The sequence below is a fragment of the Polaromonas sp. genome (assembly GCF_031411155.1).
Classification (GTDB): Bacteria; Pseudomonadota; Gammaproteobacteria; order Burkholderiales; family Burkholderiaceae_C; genus Polaromonas.
Window position 1 is genome coordinate 1 of sequence record NZ_JANOAL010000140.1, and the last position, 4,670, is coordinate 4,670.

Annotated in this window: 5 protein-coding genes and 1 pseudogene; all 6 read left to right on the forward strand. The window is 63.1% G+C overall.

Going from position 1 to position 4,670, the window contains the following annotated elements; genetic code table 11:
- The first annotated feature begins 55 nt into the window (after nt 1–55).
- On the forward strand, nt 56–1,201 hold the full coding sequence (locus RMO23_RS09325; RefSeq protein WP_309680765.1) for a c-type cytochrome: 1,146 nt from the start codon (nt 56–58) through the stop codon (nt 1,199–1,201).
- Between the two features lie 127 nt (nt 1,202–1,328).
- Nucleotides 1,329–1,796 carry a thiosulfate oxidation carrier protein SoxY gene (gene soxY, locus RMO23_RS09330; RefSeq protein WP_309680767.1) on the forward strand — a complete coding sequence of 156 codons (468 nt, stop codon included), beginning with the start codon at nt 1,329–1,331 and terminating at the stop codon, nt 1,794–1,796.
- 42 nt (nt 1,797–1,838) lie between these two features.
- Nucleotides 1,839–2,150 (forward strand): thiosulfate oxidation carrier complex protein SoxZ, encoded by a 312-nt coding sequence (gene soxZ, locus RMO23_RS09335; RefSeq protein ID WP_309680769.1) that lies wholly within the window; start codon nt 1,839–1,841, stop codon nt 2,148–2,150.
- Between the two features lie 66 nt (nt 2,151–2,216).
- Nucleotides 2,217–3,014 carry a sulfur oxidation c-type cytochrome SoxA gene (soxA, locus tag RMO23_RS09340; RefSeq protein WP_309680771.1) on the forward strand — a complete coding sequence of 266 codons (798 nt, stop codon included), beginning with the start codon at nt 2,217–2,219 and terminating at the stop codon, nt 3,012–3,014.
- 95 nt (nt 3,015–3,109) lie between these two features.
- On the forward strand, nt 3,110–3,691 hold the full coding sequence (gene soxX / locus RMO23_RS09345) for a sulfur oxidation c-type cytochrome SoxX (protein ID WP_309680773.1): 582 nt from the start codon (nt 3,110–3,112) through the stop codon (nt 3,689–3,691).
- Nucleotides 3,692–3,798: 107 nt separating this feature from the next.
- Nucleotides 3,799–4,670 (forward strand): annotated as a pseudogene (locus RMO23_RS09350) (thiosulfohydrolase SoxB); the annotation flags it as partial.

Genomic DNA, 4,670 nt, shown 5'->3' on the forward strand with positions numbered 1-4,670 from the left:
TATCACAACAACGCCATCCAGTCGTGGTTGCTGCAGGAAAACGGCGAGGTGAAGAATGTCCAGGTTTAAGCCGCTGCTGTTGCCGATGTTGCCGATGTTGCCAATGCTGGCCTGGCTGTTGCTGAGCCCCAGTCATGCGCAGACCTTGCCGACCCCAAAGCCGGCCCTTTCCGGCATAGGCCGCAGCGCCACCCCCGCTGAAATCAGGGCCTGGGACATTGACGTGCGGCCCGACTTCAAGGGCCTGCCCAAAGGCCAGGGCTCGGTGCGCCAGGGCGAGGTGTTGTGGGAAGCCCAATGCGCCTCCTGCCACGGCAGCTTTGCCGAGGCCTCCGATGTGTTCACCCCGATCGCGGGCGGCACCACGCCCGACGACATCAAGAATGGCCGGGTCGCCGGCCTGCTGCCGGGTGCCAACCAGCCGAATCGCACCAGCCTGATGAAGCTGTCCACGCTGTCCACCTTGTGGGACTACATCAACCGGGCCATGCCCTGGAACGCCCCAAAAACCCTGAGCGCCGACGAGGTGTATTCGGTCACCGCCTACATCCTGCATCTGGGCAACGTGCTGCCGGCCGATTTCACGCTGTCGGACGCCAATATCCGCGAGGTGCAGCAGCGCCTGCCCAATCGCAAGGGCATGACGACGGCGCACGCGCTGTGGCCGGGCAATGAGCTGGGCGGCAGCGCCAAACCCGATGTGCAGGGCTCGGCCTGCATGCGCAACTGCGCGCCGGAAGTGGTGGTCAAAAGCTTTTTGCCGGACTACGCGCGCAACGCGCACGGCAACCTGGCGGATCAGTCGCGTGGGCTGGGCGCCAGCCGGGGCGCCGACACGCGCAACCCGCCGCTAGCTGCCAATGTTGATAGAAAAGTGGTTGAGGCCAAAGCAGAACGGGCGCAGGCAGCTCCTGAAAAGATAGCAGTCGGGGTGGCCGCCAGGTCTGCCTCGGTGATGCCGCTGCTGCAGAAAAATGCTTGCGTCGCCTGCCACGGCATGGACAGCAAGCTGGTGGGGCCGTCGTTTCGCGACATCGCCGGCAAGTACAAAGACCGGGCCGATGCGGTGAATTACCTGTCGGGCAAAATCAGGACAGGCGGGCAGGGTGTGTGGGGCGGCGTTCCCATGCCGCCGCAAAGCCTGAGCCCGGACGAGTCGGCACAACTGGCCCAGTGGCTGGCGCAGGGGGCAGCCCAATGAAAGGCCGGTCGTGAGGCACGACTTGGGAGAACTACTCTTCTGCAGTTTTGTATTTTTGTGTCCAATAATGGTCAAGTTAGCAGTCAAGTTTCAAGACATTCAAGTTATCTAAAAAAGGAGTTCAAGCATGGAACGTCGTCAATTTTTAGCCAGCAGCTCGGGCGCAACGGCGCTGGCTTTGGCTGGCGCGGCAGGCATCATGCCGGCCCACGCGCAAAACGCCCCGGGCTGGAACACGGCGGCTTTTGACACCAAGTCCCTGGCCGATGCAGCCAAGGCGCTGGGTGCCACCGGCGCGCCGGTCGAAAGCAAGGACCTGGTGCTGCAGGCCCCCGAAATTGCCGAAAACGGCAATGTGGTGCGCGTCGGCGCCCAGAGCAACCTGCCCAACACCACGCAGATCGCCCTGGTGGTCGAGAAAAACCCCAACGCGCGGGCCGCCGTGTTTGACATTCCGGCCGGCACCGACGCCAACGTGTCCACCAACCTCAAGATGGGCCAGTCGTCCAACGTGTATGCGCTGGCCAAGGTGGGCGACAAGTTCTTCTATGCCGTCAAGGAAGTGAAGGTCACGCTGGGCGGCTGCGGCGGCTGATGCGTCGCCAGCGGCTCTCAACAAAATTTGAAGGACTAAATCATGTCAGATCCAATGCGAATCCGGGCCCAGGCCCAGGGCGACAAAACCACGGTGCGGGTACTGGTCAGCCACGAGATGGAAAGCGGCCAGCGCAAGGACGCGGCCGGCAAAACCGTGCCGGCCTGGTTTATCCAGAGCGTCAACGCCAGCCACAATGGCAAGACCGTCATGAGCGCCCAGTGGGGCACGGCGGTGTCGAAAAACCCGTTTCTGCAGTTCAGCTTCAAGGGCGGCAAGGCCGGCGACAAGATTGCGGTGAGCTGGGTCGACAACCACGGCGACAAGCGCACCGACGAGGCCGTGATTTCCTGAGCGCCGGGCTGCCCCCCGCGCGGCTCGGGCCCGGGCCGCGCCACCCCATTTCTTGAGGACACCACAATGAGATTTTCCCTTTTCGGGCTGGCGGCGCTGGCTGCTCTGCCCCTGTCCGCAGCCGCGCAGAAAAGCACCGCCGAGGGCATTGCCGAATACCGCGCCATGCTGGCCGACGGCAACCCGGCCGAGCTGTACGAGGCCAAGGGCGAGGCACTCTGGAAGCAGGCTCGCGGCCCGAAAAAAGCCTCGCTCGAAAAGTGCGACCTGGGCAAGGGCGCTGGCGTGGTGAAGGGCGCGTTTGTCGAGCTGCCGCGTTTCTTTGCCGACACCCAGCGCGTGCAGGATATGGAGTCGCGCCTGCTGACCTGCATGGAGCAGCTGCAGGGCTTTAACGCCGCCGACATCGCCAAGACCCCCTTTGGCGCGGGCGAGCAAAAAACCATTGAATCGCTGGTGGCCTATATTTCCGGCGAGTCGCGCGGCATGACGTTTAACCTGCCGCAACAACATGCGCAGGAAAAGCTGATGTACGCGGTCGGCAAGAAGGTGTTTTACCTGCGCGGCGGCCCCTATGACTTTTCCTGCGCTTCGTGCCACGGCGAAGACAACAAGCGCGTGCGCCTGCAGGACCTGCCCAACCTGACCAAACAACCCGACGCCAGCAACGGCTTTGGCGCCTGGCCGGCCTACCGCGTGTCGAGCGGCGATTTGTGGAGCATGCAGCGCCGGCTGAACGACTGCTACCGCCAGCAGCGCTTTCCGTTTCCGGGTTATGCCTCCGACGCCACCATCGCGCTGGGCGTGTTCATGGGCGTCAACAGCAAGGGCGGCGCCTCCGTGGCTCCCGCCCTGAAACGATAGATCCGGGAGCACATACCAACATGAAACCCAACTGCAAGACCACCGTATTCATGGCCCTGGGCCTGGCGGGCTGCGCGCTGCTGGCCAGTTGCGCCATGGCGCCCACGTCGACCCAGGTCGATGAAGCCACGCGTCAGGTGCTGAAAAGCTCGTTTCGCGAGCAGGGCATTGCCTCACTTGACCGCCTGACGCTCGATGCCTCCAACCAGGCCTGCTCGGAAGCGGCGGGGGTAGCGCTGGACGAAAAGCTCGCCCAGTCGATTGAAGCGGACAACCTGAAAACGGTGAAACTGCCGGCCGATGGAAAATTCATCGGCAACTGGAGCGAGGGCGAAAAAATCGCGCAAAACGGCCGCGGCATGACCTGGAGCGACAAGCCCGGCGAGGCCAATGGCGGCAGCTGCTACAACTGTCACCAGATCAGCAAGGCCGAGCTGTCGTTTGGCTCGATCGGCCCCAGCCTGTACAACTACGGCAAGCTGCGCGGCGTGAGCGACCCGGCCGCTGCGGCCAGCAAACCAGTTGTTGACTACACCTGGGGCAAGCTGTGGAACGCCAAGGCTTACAACGCCTGCTCCGACATGCCGCGCTTCGGCCATGCGGGTATTTTGAACGAGCAGCAAATCCGCGACCTGATGGCGCTGCTGCTTGACCCGAAATCGCCCGTCAATCAGTAATTTATAGCGTTTTAGGCCTCTAGCCCCGATATTACGGGCGTAGGCAGCTATAAATTCAATAGCAAATGTAAACAGCGCCCGGCCTGCCGGGCAGGGGTGTTGTCGTCATGAATTTGTCTCGCCGTGAATTTTCCAGTGTCATGGCGGCCGCGCTGGCCGCCGGTTTTCCGCTGCAGCGTGAGGCCAGCGCGGCGCAGGCCCACAGTCTTTACAGCGTGCCGCGCTCGGGTAATGTGCACTTTTTGCACCTGACCGACTGCCATGCCCAGTTGCTACCCAGCTACTTTCGCGAACCCTCGGTCAATCTCGGTGTGGGCAGCATGCGCGGCCAGTCGCCGCACTTGGTGGGCGAGCACCTGCTAAAGGCCGCCCGGCTGAAATCGGGCACGCCCGAGGCCCATGCCTTCACCTACCTCAACTTTGAACGCGCCGCGCGCCAGTATGGCAAGGTGGGCGGTTTTGCGCACCTGGCCACGCTGGTCAAACAGCTCAGGGCCGGCCGGCCGGGCGCGCTGTTGCTGGACGGCGGCGACACCTGGCAGGGCAGCGCCACGGCGCTCTGGACGCAGGGACAGGACATGGTGGACGCCGCCAAACTGCTGGGCGTGCAGGTCATGACCGGCCACTGGGACTTCACCTACGGCGAGGAGCGCATCCAGAAAATCATAGAGACCGACTTTGCCGGCAAGGTCGATTTCGTGGCGCAAAACGTCAAGACCCGCGATTTTGGCGACGCGGTGTTCAAGCCCTATGTCATCAAGGAAATGAATGGCGTCGCGGTGGCCATCGTCGGCCAGGCCTTTCCCTACACCCCGATTGCCAACCCCGGCTGGCAAACCCCTAACTGGACCTTTGGCATCCGCGAAAGCGAGATGCAGGAGACCGTCAATGAGGCGAGAGCCAAGGGCGCGCAGGCGGTGGTGCTGCTGAGCCACAACGGCATGGACGTGGACCTGAAGATGGCCTCGCGCGTGACCGG

What these genes read in the sequence shown, in the direction of transcription:
- RMO23_RS09325 (WP_309680765.1), top strand. Translation starts at nt 56, where the DNA reads ATGTCCAGGTTTAAGCCGCTGCTGTTGCCGATGTTGCCGATGTTGCCA.
- soxY (WP_309680767.1), top strand. Translation starts at nt 1,329, where the DNA reads ATGGAACGTCGTCAATTTTTAGCCAGCAGCTCGGGCGCAACGGCGCTG.
- soxZ (WP_309680769.1), top strand. Translation starts at nt 1,839, where the DNA reads ATGTCAGATCCAATGCGAATCCGGGCCCAGGCCCAGGGCGACAAAACC.
- soxA (WP_309680771.1), top strand. Translation starts at nt 2,217, where the DNA reads ATGAGATTTTCCCTTTTCGGGCTGGCGGCGCTGGCTGCTCTGCCCCTG.
- soxX (WP_309680773.1), top strand. Translation starts at nt 3,110, where the DNA reads ATGGCGCCCACGTCGACCCAGGTCGATGAAGCCACGCGTCAGGTGCTG.